Genomic DNA, 24,059 nt, shown 5'->3' with positions numbered 1-24,059 from the left:
TTTAATTTGCGGGGCAAAGGTAGGTATTATCTTGCAATTATACAACCTTTTGCCTCTTTTTTATGCTTTTGCGGGTACTCTTTTTGACCGGTAGCTCTTCGTTAAGCTCTTTGAGGCTCATATTTTTTATAGAAGATGGTAAGCAATATGAAGCCTACGAGTGCCAACGGTGCTCCAATGAGGGCGGGGTAACGGTAGCCGAGTCCGGCTTCGAGGGGCAGACCTCCGAGGTAGGCGCCTATGGCGTTGCCCAGGTTGAAGGCTACCTGCACGCAGGCGGCACCCAGCAGTTCACCACCCTTGGCAAAGTGGATAATCGAGATTTGTTGGGGGCTCGATACGGCAAAAAGTCCGGCCGTGCAGAGGCACATAAGCACCACGGTGAGCCAGCCCACTTGGGCGACAAAAAAGATGGCGAGCAGTGCCACGAAGAGTATCAATTGGGTAGTAGCAGCCACACGTCCGGGGGTGTAGCGGTCGGAGAGGCGGCCTCCCAGCAGATTGCCTACTACCATGCCGAACCCCGCTAGTACCATCAACAGGGTGATGCTTTCGGCCGAGAAGCCCGATACTTGGGTGAGCAGGGGATTGATATAACTGTACCAGCAAAATACACCTCCATTCCCCAGCAGCGTAGCTCCCAGTATCAGCCAGGGGGCTTTGCTTTTTAAGAATCGGAACTGACTTTTGAACCCGTTGTCGGGAATTCCCTCGACCTGGGGTACCCATTTCCAAATGAAATAGAGTACAATCAGGCTCCATGCGCCTACCAGCAGGAAGGTGAGTCGCCACGAAAGCAGGGTACTGAGCGAGGTGCCCAGCGGTACCCCGAAGAGGTTGGCGATGGTCATGCCGGCAATCATAATCGAGACGGCTTCAGAGCCCTTTCCCTTGTCGGCCAACTTCTCGGCCACAATCGACGATACCCCGAAGTAGGCCCCATGGGGAAGCCCCGAGATGAAGCGGGCTACCAGCATGGTCCAGTAGTTGGGCGCCACCGCGGCAAAGAGGTTACCCACCATCATGATGGTAGCCAGTCCCAACAGGATATTCTTCAAGGGGCGGTGGCGAGCCAGCGTAAGTAGTGGCGCTCCGGCACATACGCCCAGAGCATAGGCCGAAATCATGTGTCCGGCTGTAGGAATACTGATGTGTAGATCGGTGGCTATATAGGGGAGGATAGCCATCATGACAAATTCGGCAATGCCAAGTCCCAGTGTGCCGAATGCCAGTGCAATAAGACTCTTTTTCATACGATACCTTAATAACCTATTGAACACAGGGAGGTGCCCCATTGCAGGCCCTCCCTGGAAAACCGGGTGCAAAGGACGCAAAATAGAATGGTTTATACAAGCCATGCGGCCTGTTTTTTTGGATAATCGGGCATAAAAAAAGGCCGCTGCCTTTTTGTGGGCAGTGGCCTCGCTGGGATTGCTCCCGAAATCGTTTACTTAACTTCGATCGATTTTCTTGTACCGACGTTATTTTCAACAGGCAATTTGGGAAGTTCGACCGACAAAACGCCATGTTCGACATGAGCCGAAATTTTGTTTTTATCGACATCGTCGGGCAATATCATGGTCTGTTGGAATTTCGAGTAAGAGAATTCGCGACGCAGATAGTGCTCTTTTTTCTTCTCGTCTTTGTTCTCAGATTTCTTTTCCATCGTGATTACGAGGTTGTCGTTCTCATCGACGTGAACCTGGAAATCATCTTTCGTCATACCCGGAGCAGCCACTTCTACGCAGTAGTCGTTTTCATGTTCGATCACGTTGATAGCAGGTGCTGTAGCGTTGGCTCTTTCCATCCATTCGTTATCAAAGAAATCATTGAAAATGTCGGGCAACCAACCTTGGTTTTTTCTCATGGGTACCATAATTATAATCTCCTATCTTTAAGTTGTTTATTATCTGTTTTTGGCTTCGGCTCTCTTTCGATTACCGAAATCACCTATCTACTTGCAAACGGTGTGCCAATGCCATTTGACTCTTGTTTTATCCCATGCAGCGTGACAGGAGTGCGCCGAAGTGGACAAACTTGCGCCGAAGTGGTCTATTTGTCATTTGCCGCACTCTGTATAGGCATGCCGTCTGGTGTTGACAAGGCTCTGCTGGGTTGGCATAGTTTAACTCGGAAACTCGATTTTCCTGTTGTTTCGACCTGGGGTTTGTCGTATCTTTGTGTGATTATATATAAAATAGGTGAGATGAAAACCATACGAGAGATATATCGCATAGGGTATGGCCCTTCGAGCAGCCATACGATGGGGCCGCGCAAGGCCTCGGAAATGTTTTTGGAACGTCACCGCGATGCCGCTGCATTTGAGGTGACGCTATATGGTAGTCTGGCGGCTACGGGTCGTGGTCACTTGACCGATGTGGCTATACTCGACACGCTGCGGCCACAGGCTCCGGTCGAGATTGTGTGGAAACCTACGGTTTTCTTACCATTCCATCCCAATGGCATGACCTTCCGCTCGAAGAACAGCCAGGGCGAGGTGACCGACGAATGGACGGTGTTCAGTATTGGCGGTGGTGCCCTGGCCGAGGAGGGCAAGGAACTCGACGAGTCGCCCGAACTGTATGCCATGAACCACATGACCGAGATTCTTAACTGGTGTGAACGCACGGGGCGCAGCTATTGGGAGTATGTGCAGGAGTGCGAAGACGGCGATATTTGGAACTATCTCGGCGAGGTGTGGACGGTCATGCGTCAAGCTATCGACCGGGGACTCGACCAGGAGGGTGTGTTGCCCGGCCCGTTGAATCTGCGGCGGAAAGCCTCGTCGTATTATATCAAGGCCAAGGGGTATAAAGACAGTTTGAAGAGCCGGGGACTGGTTTTTGCCTATGCCCTGGCCGTGAGCGAGGAGAACGCCTCGGGTGGGCGCATTGTGACGGCTCCTACCTGTGGCTCGTGCGGGGTAGTGCCTGCCGTGTTGTATCACTTGCAAAAGAGCCGCGACTTCAGCGATATGCGCATCCTGCGGGCGCTGGCTACTGCCGGTCTGGTGGGAAATATTGTGAAACAGAATGCCTCGATCTCGGGTGCCGAGGTGGGATGCCAGGGCGAGGTAGGTGTGGCATGTGCCATGGCATCGGCCGCTGCGAGTCAGCTCTTTGGCGGTAGCCCTGCACAGATTGAGTATGCTGCCGAGATGGGGCTCGAGCATCACCTGGGCATGACTTGCGACCCGGTGTGTGGGCTTGTGCAGATACCCTGTATCGAGCGGAATGCCTATGCCGCGGCCCGCGCTCTCGATGCCAACATCTATTCGGCTTTTACCGATGGCAACCATCGGGTCTCTTTCGACAAGGTAGTGGCCGTGATGAAGCAGACCGGGCACGACCTGCCGTCGCTCTACAAAGAGACCGGTGAAGGAGGTCTGGCCAAAGATTACGAGCAGATGTAGTGGGGGAACGATCTCACCGCAGGGGCGATGGCTTTCGTTATAAAATAGTAGCCTCTTTTTTGCCAAGGATGAGCAAAAAGGAGGCTAAATTTGTTTTTGTTGTATAGTTGTGTTACCTTTGTAGTTGTTTAAGCAATGATTAATATATGAACTTTTCGGAACTGAATATAGAGATGCTCTTTGCGCTGATGAGCGGGAAGCTGTCGGCCGCAATCAATCGAAAACTGCACCGCAGTTTTCGCAAACGCTCGATCGACATTACCCCCGAGCAGTGGACCGTGTTGTACTACCTGTGGTCGCGCGATGGGGTAACGCAGCAAGAGCTGTGCAACGTCACCTTCAAAGACAAGCCGAGCATGACTCGGTTGATTGACAATCTGGAGAAACAGCAGCTTGTCGTTCGTTCGCCGGCTGTGAAGGATCGCCGCATCAATCTCATACACCTCACCGACAAGGGGCGGGAACTTGAGGATTCGACCAAACCGTTGGTCTCGGCCATCATGCGCACGGCACTCGAGGGCTTCTCCGATAGCGAGGTCGAGATGGCCGGTACGATGCTGGCCAAGGTATTTGGCAACTTGAAAAACTCGTTGGACGATTGATTCTTTAAAACGGTAGTGATGTGTAAGCATGTAAAATTTCTTTTGGTAACGGTGCTCCTGTGGATTTCATCAGGGGCATTTCTCTCGTGGGCCCAGTATGAACCCGACCGCTTGGGCGAGGGGTTTGAATCGAAGCAGTTGGCTATGCCCGACGATTACAGCGGGCCGGTGGTGACGACGCTCGTTCGCAGCCTGTCGGTATGCAGCGAGGTGCATCGGGCCATACTCTATGTTCACGGGTATAACGACTACTTCTTTCAGAAGTCAATGGCGCAAACCTTTACCGACTCGTGTTTCAATTTCTATGCGGTGGACTTGCGCAAATACGGGCGTTCGCTGCTGCCCGGACAGACTCCCTTCGAAGTGCGTGACCTGAAGGAGTATTTTGCCGATATCGATACGGCGTTGACGATTATCAGGGAAGAGGGCAATACCGAAATTGTTCTGATGGGGCATTCGACGGGAGGGCTCATTACCTCGCTCTACTGCGAGGCTCATCGCGACAGCCTGCCGGTGCAGGGGCTCATCCTCAACAGCCCGTTTCTCGACATGAACATGAGTGGTTTTTACGAGAAGGTGCTGGTTCCTATTGTTTCGGCCTGGGGACGCTGTTTCAAGAATACGAAAATCAGCCAGGGCAACTCCACGGCCTATGCCGAGAGTTTGCTGAAGGAGTATCATGGTGAATGGGAGTATGATACGAATCTGAAGTTTATGGCTTCGCGGCCGGTTACTGCGGCTTGGGTGCGGGCCATACACCAAGGACACAAGCAGGTACACAAGGGGTTGCATATCCCGTGTCCCATTTTGCTGATGTATTCGAGCCAGTCGGTACAGGGCGACCAGTGGACGCCGCAGCATCAGTCGGGCGATGCCGTGCTCGATGTGAAGGATATCGCCCGCTACGGTCGCACGTTGGGACCTCGTGTCACCGAGTTTGAAGTGCAGGAGGGGCTACACGATTTGGTATTGTCGAAGCCGGCGGCTCGCGCCTCGGTCTATGCCGAGATTTTCCGCTGGATGCACGACAACGGGTTGGACCGTTGAATCGGTCGGTTGGGATAATAGAACGGCCGGGGGTGAAAACCTCCGGCCGTTCTATTATTTTGTTGGGGAATAGGCAGTGAATTAATTGGACCCTTTTTGCTGTTTCTCCAGTTGCATCACCTGTTTGTCGGCCAGTTCGAGCGTGCGCACATTGAGCAGGTACTCGCGGTTGAGGTCATCGACACTACGTATGAGATTATAGAGGTGGCGCGTTGCCTTGACGGCTTCGCGGGTCAGGGGGTCGAGCGTGAGGGTGTATCGGCTCCCTCCCAGATAGGTGAGGGTAATGTTCTTGTCGGTGTTGTCGGCAATGAGCGAAGCTACCGCCGAGCATTGACCGTCTTTATAGGTGACAATCTCGGTATATTTCCCGTTGTCGGTAAATCGGTAATTATTGGCTCCGTCGTATCCGATGGCCAAGGTCTCGGCCTTGCTTTTGTCGGGGAGGGTAACCCGTATGGAGCTGTGTTTCAAGGGGGCGCTTCCATAATAGACACTGGCCAGTTGCATCTGCCCGTGTTCGGTTACCAGCACTTTCAGCTGGCTGCGGGTAATGGCCGATTGCTTGGGCAGCTTGTTATAGACGTAGTTGCCTTCGGTTTGATATTTGGCATCTTTTTCGAAGCGGAAATCTTTCTTGGCCGTCTCGAGTTCCGATTGTCTCACTTTGAGCACACTATCGATATAAAGCAGATTGCGTTCGCTCTCTTTCTGCTTGATGCGGCACATCAGCAACATGCCCTCCTTGATCTGTTTGAAGGCTTTGGGGTATAGTTGCTCGATGCTGTCGATGGCGTTTTTGGCGCTTTCGTATTGGCCGGCCTTAAAAAGCTGCAAGGCCTTTTCATATTGCGTGCTGGCATCGCGACTGCTGTCGCCGCAGGCCAATAACAAAGTTACACAACTACATAACCAGAGGTAAAGGTGTTTTGCCATATATAATTGTATTTTTTATTCTATTCGCTTTAGCAGTTAATCGAACTTCGTTGCACGTCTTTCACGCCTTTCACGGTCTTGAGCTTTTTGATAAGGCTGTTGAGGCTCGAGGTGTCATCGACCATAACGGTGATGTGCCCTTGAAAGAGTCCGTCGTTGGAGTCGATCGAGATACCCCGCATGTAGATGTTCTTCTCTTTCGAGATAATCGAGGTGATGTTGGTCACGATGCCGATGTCGTCGTTGCCTACCACCCGCAGGATGCAGGCATATTTCGAGCCCATCTTGCCCGACCAGCGGGCGTTGACCACCCGGTAGCGGTAACGGCTGTATATGTGGCGGGCGTTGGGACAATCCTTGCGGTGTATCTTGATGGTACCTTCGGTCGAGACGAACCCGAAGATATCGTCGCCAAAGATGGGGTTACAGCATTTGGCCAACTTGTAGTCGATACCTTTCACGTCGCCGCCGATGATGAGCTCGTCCTCTTTCGAATCGTCGGGCTCGCTCGGTTGCAGGGTGAACTCTTCGGCCGTGCGGGCTTCGTACTGTTCGCCGTTCTCCTTATGCTCGATTTCGAGATAGAGGTCGATGACCCGGTTCACGTCGATGCGCTCGGCTGCCAGCTCGTTGTAGAAGTCGGTGACCGTCTTGTAGCCCATTTTTTTGATGAGTTTCATCATGATGCCGTCTTCCATCTCCATCTTGCGGTTCTTGAACCGACGTTGCAACAGCTCCTTGCCATATTCGGCATCCTTGTTCTGTTGCTCGTTGAGGGCCTGTTTTATCTTCATCCGACCCTTGGCGGTAGCGGCAATGTTGAGCCAGTCTTGCTTGGGGGTCTGATTGGGCGAGGTGAGCACCTCGATGGTGTCGCCGCTCTTGAGCTTGTATTTGATGGTTTCTATTTTCCCGTTCACCTTGCCGCCCACGCATTTGCATCCCAGCCCGGTGTGGATGAGGAAGGCAAAGTCGAGCAGGGTGGCACCCAGAGGCAGCTTGTAGAGGTCGCCCTTGGGGGTAAAGACAAACACCTCCTTGTCGTAGAGGTCCATCTTGAAATCGCGCATGAGTTCCAGCGCGCCGCCATGTTCGGCAGCTTCGAGTACCTCGCGCACGTTGTTCATCCAGTCGTCGAGCCCCGATTCGCTCTTGATGCCCTTGTATTTCCAGTGGGCCGCCAGTCCGCGTTCGGCGATTTCGTCCATGCGTCGGGTGCGTATCTGTACCTCGACCCAGCGTTGCCCGGGCCCCAGCACGGTGATGTGCAGCGATTCGTATCCGTTCGATTTGGGTATCGACAGCCAGTCTTTCATCCGCTTGGGATTGGGCTGATACATGTCGGTGACAATCGAATAGACTTTCCAGCAGTCGGCCTTCTCTTGATCGAGAGGCGTCTCGAGAATGACACGAATGGCAAACAAGTCGTAGATGTCCTCAAGATCGGCCTTCTGTTTTTTCATCTTGTTCCAGATGGAGAAGATTGATTTCGTGCGGCCTTTGATTTCGAAGTTCAACCCCTCGGCCTCGAGCTTTTGTTTTACCGGCTCGATAAACTCGGTGATGTATTTGTCACGGCTGCGTTTCGTCTGGTTGAGCTTGTGGGCTATCTGGTCGTAAATCTCGCGGTTGGTATATTTGAGCGAGAGGTCCTCAAGTTCCGATTTGATGGAGTAGAGTCCCAGCCGGTGAGCCAGCGGAGCATAGAGGTATGAGGCCTCACAAGCCACGTCGTAGCGATATTTTTCGTTGGGGTGGTGGTTGATCATCTTCATCACGCACAGGCGGTCGGCAATCATGATGATGATAACCCGTATGTCTTCGGCAAAAGAGAGCAGTAGTTTGCGGAAGTTTTCGCTCTCGACCGCCGCTTGCTTGGCATAGAGACTGTTCGATTTGATAAGTCCCCGGACGAGTTGCGCAATATCGTCGCCGAACTCTTTCTGCACTGCTTCGATTGTGAGAAACTCGCTCACCACCAGATTGAATAGCAGTATCGAGATGAGCATGCTGCGCTCTACACCTACCCGGTCGCACAGGATGAGCGCCGTGTTGAGGTTGCGTACGACTGGATTGATGCCCTGTTTGTTTCGCTGGTAGTGCCCCGTAGATACCGCTTCGGTGATGAGTTTGCGCATGCGGGTAAAGTCCTCGATTGTCATCACCGGTTGGCTGTGACGCAACAATTGGCGGTAAACCGAAAGGACATTTTCTTTTTCCTCGGGGGTGAAATAGCTTTTTTCGGGCATAAGGTGTGACTGTTATCAAAAAATAATGTCTCAAATATATATTTTTATAGTTAAAAGTGCGCTTTTTTTTAGAGCTTTTTGTAGTTTTGGGAACAGAATTAAAATTCATTATTTATTATAGATATGTTTACAACAGAGGATTTAAACTTGTTTGCCGAAAAGGGTATCGACATACGGGTAGTCGAAGACCAGTTGGCATCTTTCAAAAGGGGATTCCCATTCTTGAAAATCGCTTCGTCGGCGTCGGTAGGGAATGGCATTTTGTCACTCGATGAAAAACAGGCTCAATACTATCTCGATTTGTGGGAGGGGTATTTGAAGGACGGTCACAAGGTGGTGAAGTTTGTTCCCGCATCGGGGGCTGCGAGCCGTATGTTCAAAGATTTGTTCAGTTTCCTCTCGGCTGAGTATAGCGAGCCGAGAACCGATTTTGAAAAGAAATTTTTCGACTCGATCGATCATTTTGCCTTCTATGCCGATCTCGATGCTGCCTGTGTGAAGAACGAGGGGAAAGGTATTGCCGATCTCGTGGCCGCCGGTAACTACAAGGCTGTCGTGGCAAATTTGCTCGAAGCCAAGGGGCTCAATTACGGGGCACTGCCCAAGGGCTTGCTCAAGTTCCATCACTATGCCACGACCGACCGCACGGCCATGGAGGAGCATTTGACCGAGGGCGCTCTCTACGCCGCCAGTTCCGATGGCGAGGTGAATATTCACTTCACGGTTTCGCACGAGCATCTGCCCCATTTCAAAGAGTTGGTGGCTGCCAAGAAGGCCGATTATGAAAAACGCTACGGTGTGCGCTACAACATCAGTTTCTCGGAGCAGAAACCCTCGACCGATACCATTGCCGTCGATATGAACAACGAGCCTTTCAGAGAGGATGGCAAACTCTTGTTCCGTCCCGGAGGTCACGGTGCGCTCATCGAGAACCTCAACGATATCGATGCCGAAGTTGTGTTTGTGAAAAACATCGACAACGTGGTGCCCGACCGCCTCAAAGAGCCTACCGTGCGCTACAAAAAGATTATCGGCGGTGTGTTGGTTGCCCTGCAAGCCGAGATTAACCGTTACACGGCCATGCTGAAGAGCGGCAAATATACCATCGACGATTTGCGTGAAATGGTTCAGTTTCTGCACAAGAAACTCTTTGTGCGCAACGAAGAGACCAAGAATCTCGAGGATGCCGAGTTGGCTTTGTATTTGTTGCGCAAGTTCGACCGCCCCATTCGGGTGTGCGGTATGGTGCGCAACTCGGGTGAACCGGGTGGCGGTCCGTTCGTGGCCTATAACCCCGACGGTACAACCTCGTTGCAGATTCTCGAAAGTTCGCAAATCGATATGGCCAATCCCGAGGCCAAGAAACAGTTCGAGTCGGGCACACACTTCAACCCCGTCGATTTGGTATGTGCCGTGCGCGACGGGCAGGGAGCCAAGTACGATTTGCCCCGCTATGTCGATAAGAATACCGGCTTTATCTCGCACAAGTCGAAGAATGGCCGTGACTTGAAAGCTCTCGAGTTACCGGGCCTGTGGAACGGTGCCATGAGCGACTGGAATACGGTATTTGTCGAGGTTCCCGCCGAGACCTTCAATCCGGTAAAGACGGTCAACGACTTGCTGCGTCCTCAACATCAGTAAGAAAGAGGCGGCGGCATCGTCGCGGAATAGAGGGCGATATGCCATGGCATATCGCCTTTTTTTTGTAACTTTGCCACCGAATAAACGACAACGACCCGGGGAAATGAGGTCTTGATGGCTTGTGATTCCCCGTCGCGGAATGAATTGCTAAAGAAAAATTTAAGGAAAAAAGATATGACATTTGAAGAATTCGGATTGTCGGAAGAGGTCATGCAAGGGCTCGACGCCATGAATTTTCAAGAGGCGACCCCGGTTCAGGAACAGACCATTCCCGTGATTTTACAAAGAAGAGATTTGATAGCTTGTGCCCAGACGGGTACGGGCAAAACGGCTGCCTATATATTACCCTTGTTGAATCTGCTCACGCAATATCCGGGCAGTGGTGACAAGGTGCGGGCCATTATCGTAGCTCCCACTCGCGAATTGGCCCAGCAGATCGATATGCAGTTTGAGGGCTTCTCCTATTTCCTGCCCATCTCTACCGCCGTGGTTTCGGGTGGTGGCGACGGTTCGTCGTGGGAACAGCAGAAGCGTGGTCTCACCATGGGTGCCGATATCATCATCGCTACACCGGGCCGGCTCATCTCGCACTTGAATATCTCGAATATCGACTTCTCGGGTGTGGCGTATTTCATCCTCGACGAGGCCGACCGCATGCTCGATATGGGTTTCTACGACGACATCATGAAGATTGGCAAATGTCTGCCCGAGAAGCGGCAGACCATCATGTTCTCGGCCACCATGCCGCCCAAGATTCGCCAGCTGGCCAAGAATATCATGCACGATCCCGTAGAGGTGAACGTGGCCATCTCGAAGCCCAACGAGGCCATCGACCAGTCGGCCTACGTCTGCTACGAGACTCAGAAGATGGGCATTATCGACTTCCTTTTCAAGGAGCCTACCGGCACCAAGACCATTATCTTCTCGTCGTCGAAGCAGAAGGTGAAGGAACTGGCCTTTGCACTCAAACGGAAAAAGTACAAGGTGGCTGCCATGCACTCCGATCTGGAGCAACCCGAACGCGAGGCGGTCATGCTCGATTTCAAGAACAACAAAATCGACATTCTGGTGGCTACCGATGTGATTTCGCGAGGTATCGATATCGACCAGATAGGGTTGGTTATCAACTACGACGTACCTCACGACCCCGAGGACTACATTCACCGCATAGGGCGTACGGCTCGTGCCAATGCCGAGGGTACGGCCATTACTTTTGTGTCGGAGAAGGAGCAGGGTAAATTCCACCGTATCGAGTCGTTCCTGGGGTATGAAATTGCCAAACGTCCGATGCCCGAGGGGCTGGGCGAGGGGCCTGTTTATGCTCCCGGACAAGAGAGCGGCGGTCGTCGTGGCCGAGGCGGAAAAGGTGGAGGCGAAGGTCGCAATGGTAAAGGTCGTTCGCGCAATCGTCGCCGGGGCGACAAGGGTGTACCCAAAGATAATGCTTCGAAGGGTGGGGCTCCCAAGGAGACTCAGGTGCCGACTGCAACCGAAAATCAGGCTAAGGAAAAGGGCGAAAATGGGACTCAGCAAAACCAGCGTGGAGCTACAGCCCGGCGTCGCAATCACCGGCGTCGTAAACCCCGTTCGGGCAATAACGGAAACAGCGCTCCAAGCCAGGCCGGCCAATAATGTGTGGCATTTATAAAGTATAAATTTATCATAGATTTATAATATACAATATATCAAGTCGTTATAAAACTATGTAACAAAGGGCGAATGTATGGCGTTTGTTGATAGACAAGCGCCATTCGCAAATAAATGCGGTTATATTTTATCTATAAGATTGATTTGTATCTATTTGATAATCAGTATAATAAACGGAATTACTTGTATGATATTAAAATAAAATATTAAATATCATGTATATTATATTGTAAATCAAATTGTTGCAATTGGTTGCGTAGATACCCCTGATAGGGTGGAAACCATTACGGTAGAATGTTGTTTTTAACAGAAAAACCATTGGATGACCATGAATATTCTGGAGAAAAAAGCCGGTATCAGAGCGTTGTGGCAACTCTGTTTTCACGACGACGAGCGTTTTGTCGATCTCTTGTTCGACCACTTGTATCGGGATGAGAATGCTCTCTGTTTCGAGGAGCATGGTGTGTTGACCACGGCTTTGCAGATGCTGCCATATCGCCTCACCTACGGTTCGTCGGTATTGGGTGTGAGCTATATCTCGGGGGCAGCTACACGACCCGAGTATCGCAACCGGGGATTGATGAGCCGGTTGCTGAAGCAGTCGTTCGAGGTGATGCGCTCGCGTGGTATTCCGCTGTCGGCGCTTATCCCGGCCGAGCCGTGGCTGTATGGCTACTATGCCACGAAGGGATATGCCCCGGTCTTTTTTCGGCGAGAGTGCGACTTTACGTCGGTACATCGGTTCGAGGGCGCTGGGTATCGTCGAGTGAATCTGTCGCACGACGAACTCTATCGATTTTTCGATGCGCAAATGCGACGTCGTTCCTGTTGCCTGTTGCACGAGCCCGACGACTTTGAGGTGATATGCGGCGACAATCGTCTCGATGGGGGTGAGGTGGTTGCCTTGGCCAACGAGGTTGGCGAACTCTCGGCTTTGGCTTTTGTCGTGCCGCACGACGACCGCACGGTCGTGAAAGAGTTGTTGGCTGTGAGCGATGAGGCTCATGATGCGGCTTTGCACGAGGCGATGCAGCTTTTCCCCGGTGTGCCCCTCACGGTAATGGCGCCGCCCGAGAGTGAGGAGGGAAGCCTGCAGCGTGTGGGCATGATACGTATTGTCGATGTACCGGCCATGCTGTCGGCTGTGGCACAGAATCACCCCGGATTACAGGTTGTTGTGCGGGTAACCGACCCGCTGTTGCCGGGGAACGATGGAGCTTACCGACTGGGCGATGGTGAGTGTCGTTGCGTCGAAACCGACTCGTGCGACCTCGATGTCGATGTGGCCGAGTTGGCCCTCGTGATATTTGGCGATTCACATCAGGCTTCGCTCATCGACTTCCCGTCCATGCGTCCCTACATGAGTCTGATGCTCGATTGAGAGTATGTTGTGCTACAAATAGAATCGATACCCCATAGAGATTCCCACGTTACGCCCTTCGTAGGCGCTTTCGACGTCGCGCAGGGAGTGGGTGAGGCCCCAGGTGTAGCGGGCATCGACAAAGAGTCCTGAGTCGAATTCATATCCCAGCCCCACGACCACGCCCAGTTCGGCCCCTGCCGGTTGCTGAAATTTCTCCACTCCTTTCCACGAATCGGTAAGGGCACACCCGATACCCAGCTGCGGCCCTGCCTGAATGTTGAGCCCGGCCACAGGGAAGAACTTGACCAGCAGTGGAATATCTATGTAGTGGATGTGGCACGAATACCCATTGTACATCGTGTTGCCTTGTTCGTCGTTATAAACAAGGGTTTTGTCTTTGTAGCCGTGTGTGGCGTAGAGTAATTCGAGTTGCAAGTCGAAATAGGTATTGCACTGATAGGTCGCTACGGCACCCACTTGTCCGCCCACGACAAAACCGGCCTTGTCGTTCAGTATGTTTTCGGGGTACCTTACCGTAGCCCAGTTGACTCCCGCTTTGCCGCCTAAGCTCCATTGGGCCCGTGCCGGGATGGCGACCAGGCACAGCAACAACAGTCCGATGGCGTATGGGAGACAAAAGCTTGGAATCGATATGTGTGGTGTTTTCATGTGGGGCATCTTGTTTTGACATTCAAGACAAATGTAGCCCATTTCTTTTGTTCGGTAAAATTATTTTTCCCTTCTTTGCATTGGTAACTTTAATCGGTATCTAAACTTTTGTAACTATGGCTACGCTGGAATTTATTTTGCTCTTCATACTCATTCCAGGACTATTGGGAGGAATTTTTGCCCCTATGGTGGTGAAGGGGTGCAAGCGATTTTATACCCGATGGCGTAATAGAGAAAGATAGATTCTGTTGTGTTGGATAAGACGAAGGCGAAATTGAATTTTATTATTTCTACTCTTTATTTTCTGTCGCGTAGAAGCGGGGGTGGAGAATCATACCGGATTGAAAGCTGCACTTTCATCGGTTTCCGCACTTATACCTTTCTATATCTTTTTGTATCTTTGCAGCCGATATGCGTGAGCATGGTTTCAAGAAAGGTAAAAAGATGAAACAGGAAGAGGAAGACAAGATTGTAGGAGATTTGAATTGGGACGGTCTGCATCGCCCGCGTATATACTATGCCATGACAACGACCTTTTGCGGGCTGTTTCTGTCGGTCCTCGACGGTTCCATTTGCAACGTGGCGTTGCCCAGTATAGCCCAGGAGTTACACGTTTCTTCGTCCGATTCCATTTGGATTGTCAACTCTTTTCAGCTGATTATCATGATGACCTTGCTGCCCTTCTCGTCGATGGGCGAGCGTTGGGGGTACAAGCAGGTCTATTTGCGGGGAGTGGTGGTCTTTACTATCGGGTCGCTGCTCTGTGCCTTGTCGCACAATCTGCCGTTGTTGGTAGCCTCGCGGGTATTCCAGGGATTTGGCGCTTCGATGATTATGAGTGTGAATACCTCGCTTATCAAACTCATCTATCCCAAACGTCGGTTGGGCGAGGGGGTAGGGCTCAATGCCACGGTGGTGGCTATCGCTTCGGTTACCGGCCCTACACTGGCGGCTGCTATCCTGTCGATGGCTTCGTGGCCCTGGCTTTTTGCCATCAATGTACCGGTAGGTATCGCTACTTTTATTCTGGGACGCAAATATTTGCCCGATAACGCCGTGCGACGTTTGGGGCATCGCTTCAATTGGAAAGAGGCGCTGCTCAATGCTGCCACCTTTGGACTCTTCATCGGGTGTGTCGAAGCCTATTCGCACGACGTGCCGGTGCGTTGGGTGTTGTGTGGCGTGGTACTGTTGGCCGTGGTGGGCGCATGCAACTCGGTGAACGCTATCCTATGCTTCCCTTCGACTTGCTCAAGATACCCATCTTCTCGATGTCGGTCATGACGAGTATTCTATCCTTTACGGCTCAGATGATGAGTTTGATTGCCATGCCCTTCCTGTTGGTCAACACCTTTCACTACGATGCCGTAGGCACCGGGTTGCTGATGACTTCGTGGCCGCTGGTCATTGTCTTTGTAGCGCCGTTGGCGGGCATACTCATCGGAAAGATACACCCCGGAATTTTGGGCGGGGTAGGGTTGATTATCATGAGTATCGGCTGTTTCAGCCTCTCGTTCGTACCCACCGATACCAACCACTTCGGGCTGGTGTGGCGGTTGATGCTTTGCGGTATGGGCTTCGGGTTTTTCCAGTCGCCCAACAATCACATGCTGCTCACCTCGGCACCTCCGCAACGCACCGGTAGCGCCAGTGGCATGCTTGCTACCGCCCGCCTTACGGGGCAGACCATCGGGGCTGCTCTCGTTGCCTTGCTTTTCCATATTTATGGCGATACCGCCCCTCACGATGCCATGCTTCTGGCTGGTATTCTCTCCCTGTGTGGAGCCCTTTCGTCGGCTCTTCGTCTGCGGGTAAGCCTGCCGAAGTAAGAAAGCAGATCGGGCGATGATGGGACTTTCGTCCTGTCGATATTAGGGAAATTTCAAAAGAATATTGATTCGAATTATTTTACGTCGCGAAGTCTGGGAATACTCGCAAAGGGAGCTGTCTTGTCCTTTTGCCGGAGGAGCTTGGAAAGAGGAACAAAAAAAGAGCAAATCGCGTTGGCTGATTTGCTCTTTTCTGCGGAAAGAGAGGGATTCGAACCCTCGGTACCCGTAAGGGTACAACGGTTTTCGAGACCGTCCCGATCGACCACTCCGGCATCTTTCCAATGGTCTGTCGTTTTTGACGGGGGCAAAGGTATGGAAAAGATTCGACACGCGGCCATTTTAATTGTAAAAAAATCTAAAACCGGCGGATTATTTTTCCTCGTCCCAGGTTTTGTAAGGCTTTCGAGCCAGGCAGGAGTTGTAGTAGCGGCTGTCGCCAGTCACTTCGCGTCCGATGAAGGGGGGGAGTTCCACTGATTCCGATTCGGATTGCAGTTCGACTTCGGCCACGATCAAGCCGTCGTTGTCGCCCATGAACTCGTCGATCTCCCATGTGTGTCCGGCATAGGGGTAGAGGTAGCGTTTTTTCTCAATGATCCCGGGCAGGCACAGCGAGTCGAGCATTTGGGTGGCGTCGGTTACGGGAACGGGGTATTCAAACTCTTGTCGGGAGCAGCCGGTTGTGGTACCTTTGATGGTGATGAAAGCCTGGTCGCCGGCGATGCGGATGCGCACCGTTCCCGAGGGGGCAACCGAGATATATCCCTGCTTGTAGTAGGTGCAACGGGTGGAGCCTTGTCGGTAGGAGGTATCGGTTACCCGGTATTTACGCTCAATCTCTACATTCATGATTTAACAAAAATAAATAGGAGACCGAATATAATACATTTATTTGGTTTAAGAACCGGAATAAAAACGCAGTCTTTATTAAACATTGTTAAACCGGTGAACTGTTGCCGATAAAAGCCCCGAGGCCGGTAGTTTTTTTGTACTTTTGTCGCCAGAAAGATTCGAGAGAGTCGAATGGTGGTACCGGTTACTAAGTTCAGTTTTTGAGACTTTTATGGCAAAAAAAATATATGTGGCATTGGCCCTTTGTGTGTTGTGCATGGGGCTCCCTGTTTCGGTTATGGCTCAAGCGGCAACGGTGGTAAAGGGGATTGTGAGGGACTCTATAACCCATGAACCTATATCCTATGCTTCGGTTTTTTTTGTAGGGAGTGACAAAGGGGTCATGACCGACGATGAGGGTAAGTTTGCCGTGTCGGTGCGCGACAATTTTTTGAATGTGCGCATCTCTACGCTGGGTTATCGCGAAAAGACGGTTTTTGTAAAAAAAGGAACAGAGAATAACCTGGAGATCGATTTGGTACCCTCGGACTATACCTTGCAGGAGGTAGTCGTAAAACCCAAGAAAGAGAAATATAGTAAGAAGAACAACCCTGCGGTTGAGTTTGTCAAGAAGCTCATCGAGCGCCGCGATGTGGGAAATCCCAAACATCACGATTTTTTCAACTACGAGAAGTATGAGAAGATGACTTTTGCCCTCAATGAGTTTTCGGAGGAGCAAAAGAAGAAGTGGTTGTTCAAGAAATTCCAGTTTATATTTGACTATGTAGATACGTCGGAGGTCTCGGGTAAGCCCATTTTGACTGTTTCGATCAAGGAGAAGATTGCCGAGAACTATTACCGCCGCAGTCCCGAGACCGAGAAGTCGATTGTGACGGGTATCAAGCGGGCCGGCATCGACGAGATATTCAACGAAGAGAGTGTGCAGATGTTGTGCGACGACTTGTTCCGCGAAATCGATATCTTCGGAAACGACATTACCTTGTTGAACAACCGGTTTGTGAGCCCGTTGTCGAACATCGGTACATCGTTCTATAAATACTATCTGCTCGATACCATCGCGGTGGACGGGGTGAGATGTATCGACCTGGGGTTTGTTCCGTTCAACTCCGAATCGTTTGGTTTCACGGGGCATATCTATGTGCCCGAGGGCGACTCGACCTATTTCATCAAGAAAGTAAAGTTGAACGTGCCCCGCGACATCAATCTCAACTATGTCGAGAATATGTACCTCGAGCAGGATTACAAACAGTTGGACGACGGGACCCGCATCAAGACCAAGGATGATGCCATCATCGAGTTCAAGATAATGCCTTCGACACAGGGCCTGTATGCCCGGCGCATGACTACCTACGACAAGTTCTCGTTTACGCCACCCGACGATTTGTCGGTCTATGATTTCGAGGGACGCGAGCGGGTAGAGGTCGATGCGCAGGCCAAGCCCGAGGAGTTTTGGGTCGATAATCGCCATGTGCCGGTGAAGAAGAAAGAGGGCGCTGTCGATAAACTGTTGGCCCGGTTGCGTGAGGTGCCGGCTTTCTACTATACCGAGAAGTTCTTGGGTATTCTCATTGGTGGCTATATAGAGACCAGTGAGGATAGCAAATTCGATTTCGGTCCCATGAATACCACCATCAGTGCCAACGAAGTGGAGGGTGCCCGTTTCAGGGTGGGTGGTGTCACTACGGCACAACTCAATCCCCATTGGTTTGCACGAGGCTATGTAGCCTATGGTACGAAGGATGAGAAAATCAAATATTCGGGCGAGGTAGAGTATTCGTTCAACAAGAAGAAATTCCATGCCAAGGAGTTCCCCATCCACTCGATCAAGTTGAATCACACCTACGATATCGATCAGTTGGGGCAGCAGTACATGTACACCAACAAGGATAATGTATTCTTGTCGCTCAAGCGCAAATCGGACAACAAAGCCACCTATCTGCGCAAAACCGAGTTGTCATACCTGCAAGAGCGCAAAGGCGGTTTCTCTTTCGGCTTGGGTGTGCGCAACGAGATACAGCAGATGGCGACCGACCGTATTGCCTTTATCGATGGCTATGGCAAGGAGGTGAAAGATTACATGCAGACCTACTTCGACGTGAAGTTGCGGTTTGCCCCCAACGAGAAGTTCTACCAGACCCGCAGCAACCGTTATCCCATCAACCTCGATGCTCCGGTGCTCACGCTTTCGCATACCTTTGCCTTCAAAGATGTGCTGGGTAGCCGCTACTCCTACAACCGCACCGAGTTTGGTATCCAGAAACGGTTCTGGTTCTCGGCCTTCGGTTATTTCGACGGTATTGTCAAGGCCGGTAAGGTGTGGGACAAGGTACCTTTCCCCATGCTGCTGCTCCCCAATGCCAACCTCTCCTATACGATACAACCCGAGTCGTATGCCTTGATGAACGCACTTGAGTTTATCAACGACCAGTACGTCTCGTGGGACTTTACCTACAATGCCAACGGTGCCTTGTTCAACCGTATCCCGCTGCTCAAGTACATGAAGCTGCGCGAGGTATTCTCGTTCCGCGGACTGTATGGTTCGCTCAGCAAGAAGAACAACCCGCTCTACAATCAGGATCTCTTCGTATTCCCCAAAGGTAGTACCGAGATGGACAAGATGCCCTATATGGAGTGTGGGGTAGGTATCGACAACATCTTCACCATCTTGCGGGTCGATTATGTGTGGCGGTTGACCTATCGCGACAATCCCAATGCAAGCAAGAGCGGTGTGCGCATTTCGTTGCACTTCTCGTTCTAAGCGGGGAAGTCAGTAAGCCTGGTGACGAACTTACTTATATAAAGCAAGGGCTGTCCCGTGAATCGGGGCAGCCCTTAATAGTTTTCGTCCGATTATCTTTAGGGGGGACATCTGGCTATTTTGCAACTATGGGACGACAGTCTGTTTAGGGTCTTTTAGTGAACCTGTGCAGTCTCGAGGGTAGAGAGGTTGCACCTTTCTCCGCACGATAGAACAGCTCTATCGGCTTGCCGGGGGTAAACCGCATGATGCAAGTAGATAAAAAAACAACGGAGCTCGCAGGGTGCGGGTCTCCGTTGTTTTGTATTTTGTGCGAGACGTGAGGCTTACTTGATAATGCCGTCACGACGCATGAGGGCTTCGATTGTAGGCTCGCTGCCTTTGAAACGTTTGTAGAGCGTCATGGGATTCTCGGTACCGCCGCGTTTCAAGATATTGTCACGGAACGAAGCAGCCGTGGCCGGGTCGAAAATACCGTGGGCCTTGAATACGGCGAAGGCATCGGCATCGAGCACCTCGGACCATTTGTAACCATAGTATCCGGCTGCATAACCACCCGAGAAGATGTGTCCGAATTGAGGAGCGATGAGCGTACCCTCTACATCGGGTAATACCAGGGTTTTGGCGATAGCCTGTTTTTCAAAGGCTAAGGCATCATCGACCGGGGCCTCGATGGTGTGGTAGGCCATGTCGAGGAAGCCGAAGGTGAGTTGGCGCACGCACAGGTAGGCGGCCAGATATTGGCTCGATGCCTTGATCTTCTCAACCAGTTCGACGGGCATCTTTTCGCCGGTCTTGTAGTGAACGGCAAAGCTGTCGAGGAACTCTTTTTCGGAGAGGAAGTTCTCGTTGAACTGCGAAGGCAGCTCCACGAAATCGCGATATACGTTGGTACCCGAGAGGGTCGAGTAGGTTACGTCGGAGAGCAAGCCGTGCAGGGCGTGGCCAAACTCATGCAGGAAGGTCTCTACCTCGTCGTAGGTGAGCAGGGCGGGAGCGTCGGCCGTGGGACGCGAGAAGTTCATCACGATGGTTACTTGCGGACGGCTGTCGGTTCCGTCCTCCTCTTTCCATTGTCCTTTGAACTCGGTCATCCAGGCACCAGCACGTTTGCCGTCGCGAGGGAAGAAGTCGGTGTAAATTACACCCACATAATTGCCATCGTTGTCGGTTACTTCGAAAGCCTCGACCTCGGGGTGATATACGGGAATTTTGGGGTTCTTGGTGAAATGCAGACCGTAGAGACGGGTAGCCAGACCGAATACCCCCTTGATGGTGTTGTTTACCTCGAAGTAGGGGCGCAACATCTCGTCGTTGAGGTCGTATTTGATGTGCTTGAGTTGTTCGGAGTAGTAGCTGAAGTCCCAAGGCATGAGTGTCATGTCTTTGCCTTCTTTACCGATGGCGAAGCCCTGAATCTCCTTTACCTCTTGCAGAGCCGTGGGTTTGTAGGCGTCGAGCAGTTGGTTCAGCAGGTTATATACGTTGGCGCTGTTGCCGGCCATGGTGGTTTGCAGGTTATACTCGGCATAGTTGGGTTTGCCAAAGAGTTTGGCCATTTCGAGGCGAACCTCGGCGATGCGTTTCAGGATGGGGATGTTGTTGTATTCGCCCGAGATGTTGCGCGAGTTGTAGGCCCGATAGAGTTTCTCGCGCAGGTCGCGACGCGACGAGTATTTCATGAAGGCGCTGTAGCTGGGATAGGAGAGGTTGACCATGTAACCCTCTTTGCCTTTGCTCTTGGCCAGGGCGGCGGCAGCGTCGCGAGCGCTTTGGGGCAGGCCCTCCAGTTCATCCTCGGTAAGCATCATCGAGAAGAGGTTGGTCTCTTTCAATACGTTTTGACCGAAGTCGAGGGTGAGCTGGCTCAACTCCGACGACAGTTTGCGATACTTCTCACGGTCGGCACCCTTCAGTTCGGCACCGCTCAGGGCAAACGACTCGTAGGTCTCTTTGAGCAGCATTTGCTGTTCGGGGGTAAGATCGAGCTGGTCGCGGCGGTCATATACGAATTTGATGCGCTCGAAGAGCTTTTCGTTCAGGCTGATGTTGTTGCTGTGTTCCGACAGCATGGGTTGTACGCGTTGCGAGATTTCCATCATCTCGTCGTTACCCTCGGCACTGAGTACGGCAAAGAATACGTTGGCCACACGGTTGAGCATCCGGCCGCTGCGGTCGAGAGCTTCGATGGTGTTTTCGAATGTGGGAGTCGAACGTTGGTTTACGATAGCGTCAATCTCTTTTTGATTCTCTTCAATGGCTTTCTTGAAAGCCGGTTCGTAGTGCGACAGTTTTATCTTGTCGAACGGAACTGTTTGGTGGGGCGTCTTATAGGGCCCGAAAAATGGGTTAGCAGCTTGTGCCATGATTGCAAAAACAGTTAAGGCTGATAATAATAAAATTTTTTTCATTACTACTGTGTTAGGTGATACAAATGGTAATTTTAACAAAGGTCACGATTTATAATCATTCTAACTAATCTTCGACCCTTAATAAATATTAAACAAATCGTTTCATAGATTTAATTTCATTCCCGAGGGCTTTTTTGTATTACTTTTACACGTCCTAAAATTAGCCGAATATGAAACAACGCATCTATTTCCTGGTGGCCATATATTGCTGGTTTTTTATCATGTTTGTCGTGCAAAAGCCCCTCTTTATGCTGTATCATTGGGATTTGTACGGGAATACTCCCTTGTCGCAATGGTTGGCGGTGATGTGGCACGGACGGGGCCTCGACTGCTCGATGGCTGCCTATATTACGGCTCTGCCGGCTCTGCTCACGGCCGTGACCGTCTATTTGCGGGGGACGTGGTGGAAACCAGTCTTCCGCACCTATTTCGTGTTGATTGCCCTGGTGGTGTCGATCATTACGTTGAGCGATGCGGTGTTGTACAGTTTCTGGGGATTCCGCATCGACGCTACGCCGCTTTTCTATCTGGCTTCACCGGCCGATGCCGTAGCCAGTATCCCGGCATGGCAGACGGTGGTGATTCTGCTCCTTATCGTGGCTTATGCCGTGTTGCTCGTGTGGCCGCTGTGGCGTTGGTCGGGTAGGGTGGCGAAGTGGGAAAAGCCCCGCAAACCGCTGCTCTCGTTGGCTGTATTGTTGCTGCTCACGGCGTCGTTGTTCATTCCCATTCGGGGTGGCTTCACGGTCTCTACCATGAATGTGGGCAAGGCCTACTTCAGTGATCGCATGGAGTTGAATCATGCAGCTATCAACCCGGTGTTCAGCCTGATGTCGTCGCTCTTCAAATCGGAGGATTTCTCTTCGCAATACCGCTTTTTTGAGCCGGCCGAGGCCGATGCCCTTTTCGAGCCTCTGCGGGGTGGAGGACCGTCGGTCTTTCCCGCCGATTCGGCTCAATGGGTGAAGCCCGGTGCCAATGTGGTGCTGGTGGTTCTCGAGAGCTTTTCGGGGGCAGCCATGGAGAGCCTGGGCGGTCTGTCGGGGGTGATGCCCAATCTCGAGCAGATTGCCTCGGAGGGTATCCTCTTTACCCACTGTTATGCCAACAGTTTCAGAACCGACCGGGGCCTTACTTCTATCTTGAGTGGATATCCAGCCCAGCCTACGGCCTCGATTATGAAATATCCCGCCAAGTCGCAATCGCTCCCGGCCATCTCCAAATCGTTGCGCAACAAAGGTTACGACACGCAGTTTATCTATGGCGGTGATGCCGATTTTACCAATATGCGTTCCTACTTCATTTCGATGGGCATGGACAATATCGTGTGTGACCGTGATTTCCCGTTGAGTCAGCGGCTGAGCAAGTGGGGCGTACCCGACCATGTGACGTTCGACGAGGTTTATCGGCTCATCGCTGAACAGCCTGCCGACAAGCCTTTCATGAAAATGTTTCTCACACTCAGCAGTCACGAGCCGTTCGATGTGCCCATGCACCGGCTCGAAGATAAATACCTGAACTCGGTGGCCTATACCGACAGTTGCCTGGGTGACTTTGTGGCCCGGCTCAAGAAGCTTCCGTCGTGGGAAAACACATTGCTGGTATTCGTGGCCGATCATGCCTTCCGCTACCCCTATAACGTGCAGAATCACGATATCGAGTATCACCACATTCCGCTCGTGTGGGCCGGTGGTGCCGTGTTGGCTCCGCGGGTCATCGACGACTATTTGTCGCAGATCGACTTGGCGGCCACGCTGCTGGCGCAGTTGCATATCCCTTACGACGACTTTGCCTTTAGCAAGAATTTGGCCGATCCCACCCGGGAACGTTTTGCCTACTATACCTTCCCCGACGGCTTTGGTTATATCGACCGGGAGGGTGCAGCCGTCTATGACTGTGCGGCCCAGTCGGTTCTCATTGAACAGAACGACAGCAGTGCGTTGAAGTTGAACTGGGGAAAGGCCTATTTGCAGAAACTCTATGACGACCTGGCTTCGCGATAAACAGGAGAGAATGGTTTATGAAGATAAGAGCAACGACAACCGCCGATATCGAGCAGGTGATGCCCGTGTTTGAGCAGGCCAAGCGTTTCATGCGGCAGAACGGGAACTATCGTCAGTGGACGGGCGGTTATCCCTCGCGCGAAATTCTCGAGGCCGATATCGCCGACAACAGCAGCTTTGTGTGTCTCGACGATGAGGATATGATTGTAGGTATCTTTTGTTTCCGTTATGGTTCGGCACCAGAGCCTACCTACGCTACCATCTACGACGGGGCATGGCTCAACGACAAACCCTATGGCGTGATACACCGCATTGCCTCGACCGGCAAGGTGGGTGGTATTTTTGCGGCTACTCTGGCCTGGTGTCGTGGCTATGTCGATAACATTCGCATCGACACCCATCGCGACAACAGGGTGATGCAGGAGTTGCTCGTGCGGCACGGCTTCAGCCGGTGCGGTATCATCTACCTGGCCAATGGCGACGAGCGCATAGCCTTTCAACGGTATTTTTCCCGATGATTCGGCCTAGTCGACAAAATTCAGGATGAAACCAGTTGAAAAACTTCCTAGTCGACAAAATTCAGGATAATCCTCAATAATGTCTTGATATATATTCGTCAATAAGTTTCATTCTATGA

18 protein-coding genes and 1 tRNA gene are annotated in these 24,059 nt (G+C 51.8%); 11 read left to right on the top strand and 8 right to left on the bottom strand.

Features of this window, described 5'->3' with window-relative positions; all coding sequences use genetic code 11:
• Positions 1 to 101: 101 nt before the first annotated feature.
• Together araJ and B5G10_RS10220 are read right to left on the bottom strand one after the other, a co-directional pair.
• On the bottom strand, positions 102 to 1,253 hold the full coding sequence (gene araJ / locus B5G10_RS10225; protein ID WP_087424632.1) for an MFS transporter AraJ: 1,152 nt from the start codon (positions 1,251 to 1,253) through the stop codon (positions 102 to 104).
• A 194-nt stretch (positions 1,254 to 1,447) separates the two neighbouring features.
• Positions 1,448 to 1,876 carry an Hsp20/alpha crystallin family protein gene (locus B5G10_RS10220; protein WP_087424631.1) on the bottom strand — a complete coding sequence of 143 codons (429 nt, stop codon included), beginning with the start codon at positions 1,874 to 1,876 and terminating at the stop codon, positions 1,448 to 1,450.
• Positions 1,877 to 2,206: 330 nt separating this feature from the next.
• Between B5G10_RS10220 and B5G10_RS10215 the strand changes: the two genes are divergently transcribed.
• From B5G10_RS10215 to B5G10_RS10205, 3 genes are all read left to right on the top strand, one after another.
• Positions 2,207 to 3,412 carry an L-serine ammonia-lyase gene (locus B5G10_RS10215; protein ID WP_087424630.1) on the top strand — a complete coding sequence of 402 codons (1,206 nt, stop codon included), beginning with the start codon at positions 2,207 to 2,209 and terminating at the stop codon, positions 3,410 to 3,412.
• Between the two features lie 146 nt (positions 3,413 to 3,558).
• A complete protein-coding gene (locus tag B5G10_RS10210; RefSeq protein ID WP_087424629.1) occupies positions 3,559 to 4,014 on the top strand; it encodes a MarR family transcriptional regulator in 456 nt (151 codons plus the stop codon).
• An 18-nt stretch (positions 4,015 to 4,032) separates the two neighbouring features.
• Positions 4,033 to 5,061 carry an alpha/beta hydrolase gene (locus B5G10_RS10205; RefSeq protein ID WP_087424628.1) on the top strand — a complete coding sequence of 343 codons (1,029 nt, stop codon included), beginning with the start codon at positions 4,033 to 4,035 and terminating at the stop codon, positions 5,059 to 5,061.
• 81 nt (positions 5,062 to 5,142) lie between these two features.
• On the opposite strand, the gene B5G10_RS10200 is transcribed toward B5G10_RS10205, so the two are convergent.
• Positions 5,143 to 5,997, bottom strand: coding sequence for a hypothetical protein (locus B5G10_RS10200; protein ID WP_143241123.1), 855 nt, complete (start codon positions 5,995 to 5,997; stop codon positions 5,143 to 5,145).
• A gap of 29 nt (positions 5,998 to 6,026) precedes the next feature.
• A complete protein-coding gene (locus B5G10_RS10195) occupies positions 6,027 to 8,246 on the bottom strand; it encodes a RelA/SpoT family protein (protein WP_087424626.1) in 2,220 nt (739 codons plus the stop codon).
• A 123-nt stretch (positions 8,247 to 8,369) separates the two neighbouring features.
• On the opposite strand from B5G10_RS10195, the gene B5G10_RS10190 reads away from it, so the two are divergent.
• From B5G10_RS10190 to B5G10_RS10180, 3 genes are all read left to right on the top strand, one after another.
• A complete protein-coding gene (locus tag B5G10_RS10190; RefSeq protein WP_087424625.1) occupies positions 8,370 to 9,887 on the top strand; it encodes a DUF4301 family protein in 1,518 nt (505 codons plus the stop codon).
• 174 nt (positions 9,888 to 10,061) lie between these two features.
• Complete coding sequence (locus B5G10_RS10185; RefSeq protein ID WP_087424624.1) at positions 10,062 to 11,519, top strand: DEAD/DEAH box helicase; 1,458 nt, start codon at positions 10,062 to 10,064, stop codon at positions 11,517 to 11,519.
• 337 nt (positions 11,520 to 11,856) lie between these two features.
• Complete coding sequence (locus tag B5G10_RS10180; RefSeq protein ID WP_087424623.1) at positions 11,857 to 12,915, top strand: GNAT family N-acetyltransferase; 1,059 nt, start codon at positions 11,857 to 11,859, stop codon at positions 12,913 to 12,915.
• A 12-nt stretch (positions 12,916 to 12,927) separates the two neighbouring features.
• On the opposite strand, the gene B5G10_RS10175 is transcribed toward B5G10_RS10180, so the two are convergent.
• Positions 12,928 to 13,566 (bottom strand): porin family protein, encoded by a 639-nt coding sequence (locus tag B5G10_RS10175; protein ID WP_158098810.1) that lies wholly within the window; start codon positions 13,564 to 13,566, stop codon positions 12,928 to 12,930.
• 444 nt (positions 13,567 to 14,010) lie between these two features.
• On the opposite strand from B5G10_RS10175, the gene B5G10_RS12965 reads away from it, so the two are divergent.
• Positions 14,011 to 14,850: an MFS transporter gene (locus B5G10_RS12965; protein ID WP_343285895.1), complete on the top strand. Its 840-nt coding sequence runs from the start codon at positions 14,011 to 14,013 to the stop codon at positions 14,848 to 14,850.
• Positions 14,799 to 15,395 (top strand): MFS transporter, encoded by a 597-nt coding sequence (locus tag B5G10_RS12960; RefSeq protein ID WP_343285894.1) that lies wholly within the window; start codon positions 14,799 to 14,801, stop codon positions 15,393 to 15,395. Before B5G10_RS12965 ends, B5G10_RS12960 begins: the two co-directional genes overlap by 52 nt.
• A 196-nt stretch (positions 15,396 to 15,591) precedes the next feature.
• Here B5G10_RS12960 and B5G10_RS10165 read toward each other — a convergent pair.
• A tRNA-Ser gene (locus B5G10_RS10165) sits at positions 15,592 to 15,678 on the bottom strand.
• Between the two features lie 89 nt (positions 15,679 to 15,767).
• Positions 15,768 to 16,247 carry a CYTH domain-containing protein gene (locus B5G10_RS10160; RefSeq protein ID WP_087424621.1) on the bottom strand — a complete coding sequence of 160 codons (480 nt, stop codon included), beginning with the start codon at positions 16,245 to 16,247 and terminating at the stop codon, positions 15,768 to 15,770.
• Positions 16,248 to 16,461: 214 nt separating this feature from the next.
• On the opposite strand from B5G10_RS10160, the gene B5G10_RS10155 reads away from it, so the two are divergent.
• Entirely contained in the window at positions 16,462 to 19,008 is a 2,547-nt protein-coding gene (locus tag B5G10_RS10155) for a DUF5686 and carboxypeptidase-like regulatory domain-containing protein (RefSeq protein ID WP_087424620.1), read from the top strand.
• A 326-nt stretch (positions 19,009 to 19,334) separates the two neighbouring features.
• Here B5G10_RS10155 and B5G10_RS10150 read toward each other — a convergent pair whose 3' ends face one another.
• Entirely contained in the window at positions 19,335 to 21,419 is a 2,085-nt protein-coding gene (locus tag B5G10_RS10150) for a M3 family metallopeptidase (protein ID WP_087424619.1), read from the bottom strand.
• 170 nt (positions 21,420 to 21,589) lie between these two features.
• Here B5G10_RS10150 and B5G10_RS10145 point away from each other — a divergent pair, with 170 nt between their 5' ends.
• Positions 21,590 to 23,422, top strand: a complete 1,833-nt coding sequence (locus B5G10_RS10145) for an LTA synthase family protein (protein ID WP_087424618.1) — start codon at positions 21,590 to 21,592, stop codon at positions 23,420 to 23,422.
• A 17-nt stretch (positions 23,423 to 23,439) separates the two neighbouring features.
• A complete protein-coding gene (locus tag B5G10_RS10140) occupies positions 23,440 to 23,940 on the top strand; it encodes a GNAT family N-acetyltransferase (RefSeq protein WP_087424617.1) in 501 nt (166 codons plus the stop codon).
• Positions 23,941 to 24,059: the final 119 nt, after the last annotated feature.

Source organism: Barnesiella sp. An55, from assembly GCF_002161555.1.
Classification (GTDB): Bacteria; Bacteroidota; Bacteroidia; order Bacteroidales; family Barnesiellaceae; genus Barnesiella; species Barnesiella merdipullorum.
The sequence above is the reverse complement of the archived record's forward strand: the minus strand, read 5'-3'. Positions and strand labels throughout refer to the sequence as shown.

Excerpts from the sequence above, each read along its gene's own strand:
- araJ (WP_087424632.1), bottom strand. The coding sequence starts at position 1,253 with ATGAAAAAGAGTCTTATTGCACTGGCATTCGGCACACTGGGACTTGGC.
- B5G10_RS10220 (WP_087424631.1), bottom strand. The coding sequence starts at position 1,876 with ATGGTACCCATGAGAAAAAACCAAGGTTGGTTGCCCGACATTTTCAAT.
- B5G10_RS10215 (WP_087424630.1), top strand. The coding sequence starts at position 2,207 with ATGAAAACCATACGAGAGATATATCGCATAGGGTATGGCCCTTCGAGC.
- B5G10_RS10210 (WP_087424629.1), top strand. The coding sequence starts at position 3,559 with ATGAACTTTTCGGAACTGAATATAGAGATGCTCTTTGCGCTGATGAGC.
- B5G10_RS10205 (WP_087424628.1), top strand. The coding sequence starts at position 4,033 with ATGTGTAAGCATGTAAAATTTCTTTTGGTAACGGTGCTCCTGTGGATT.
- B5G10_RS10200 (WP_143241123.1), bottom strand. The coding sequence starts at position 5,997 with ATGGCAAAACACCTTTACCTCTGGTTATGTAGTTGTGTAACTTTGTTA.
- B5G10_RS10195 (WP_087424626.1), bottom strand. The coding sequence starts at position 8,246 with ATGCCCGAAAAAAGCTATTTCACCCCCGAGGAAAAAGAAAATGTCCTT.
- B5G10_RS10190 (WP_087424625.1), top strand. The coding sequence starts at position 8,370 with ATGTTTACAACAGAGGATTTAAACTTGTTTGCCGAAAAGGGTATCGAC.
- B5G10_RS10185 (WP_087424624.1), top strand. The coding sequence starts at position 10,062 with ATGACATTTGAAGAATTCGGATTGTCGGAAGAGGTCATGCAAGGGCTC.
- B5G10_RS10180 (WP_087424623.1), top strand. The coding sequence starts at position 11,857 with ATGACCATGAATATTCTGGAGAAAAAAGCCGGTATCAGAGCGTTGTGG.
- B5G10_RS10175 (WP_158098810.1), bottom strand. The coding sequence starts at position 13,566 with ATGAAAACACCACACATATCGATTCCAAGCTTTTGTCTCCCATACGCC.
- B5G10_RS12965 (WP_343285895.1), top strand. The coding sequence starts at position 14,011 with ATGAAACAGGAAGAGGAAGACAAGATTGTAGGAGATTTGAATTGGGAC.
- B5G10_RS12960 (WP_343285894.1), top strand. The coding sequence starts at position 14,799 with ATGCTTCCCTTCGACTTGCTCAAGATACCCATCTTCTCGATGTCGGTC.
- B5G10_RS10160 (WP_087424621.1), bottom strand. The coding sequence starts at position 16,247 with ATGAATGTAGAGATTGAGCGTAAATACCGGGTAACCGATACCTCCTAC.
- B5G10_RS10155 (WP_087424620.1), top strand. The coding sequence starts at position 16,462 with ATGGCAAAAAAAATATATGTGGCATTGGCCCTTTGTGTGTTGTGCATG.
- B5G10_RS10150 (WP_087424619.1), bottom strand. The coding sequence starts at position 21,419 with ATGAAAAAAATTTTATTATTATCAGCCTTAACTGTTTTTGCAATCATG.
- B5G10_RS10145 (WP_087424618.1), top strand. The coding sequence starts at position 21,590 with ATGAAACAACGCATCTATTTCCTGGTGGCCATATATTGCTGGTTTTTT.
- B5G10_RS10140 (WP_087424617.1), top strand. The coding sequence starts at position 23,440 with ATGAAGATAAGAGCAACGACAACCGCCGATATCGAGCAGGTGATGCCC.